This window comes from Mesorhizobium sp. M6A.T.Ce.TU.002.03.1.1, assembly GCF_003997275.1.
Lineage (GTDB): Bacteria > Pseudomonadota > Alphaproteobacteria > Rhizobiales > Rhizobiaceae > Mesorhizobium > Mesorhizobium mediterraneum.
In genome coordinates this window covers 1-395 of the sequence record NZ_RZTI01000347.1, presented here as the reverse complement: position 1 = coordinate 395, position 395 = coordinate 1, and the positions used below count along the sequence as shown (strand labels likewise).

Below are 395 nucleotides of genomic sequence, written 5' to 3'. Positions count from 1 at the left end.
GAACGACTATATCGAGAAACATGGCATCCCGCTGGAAGAGTACCGGCAGTTCTGATGCCCCGCTATGATGTCTTCGCCGGTCGCATCGAAGGCAGCTATGTGCTCGACGTTCAGTCAGAGCTGCTCGACAATTTCAAGACGCGGGTGGTCGTGCCGCTTCTGCCGGTCGCAATGGTGCCACCGCCGATGCGAAAGCTTCATCCGATTTTTGAGATCAACGGTCGAAAGCTCGTTATGGCAACACACCTGGTTGCCACCGTTTCTGCCAGCGAATTGGGCGAAAGTCGGCTGAACCTGATCAAGCACCACGACGACATCGTCGCTGCGCTCGACATGCTGTTCCAGGGCTTCTGAACGGCGGCTACAGCGTCTCAGCCTGCCGTCTTGGCCTGCCA

Annotated in this window: 1 protein-coding gene; it reads left to right on the top strand. The window is 57.5% G+C overall.

All coding sequences use genetic code 11. The features are described from left to right. Nucleotides 1-354, top strand: a 354-nt coding sequence (locus EOC93_RS33885; protein WP_245461623.1) for a CcdB family protein, incomplete at its 5' end; no start/stop codon positions are given. Nucleotides 355-395 lie beyond the last annotated feature (41 nt).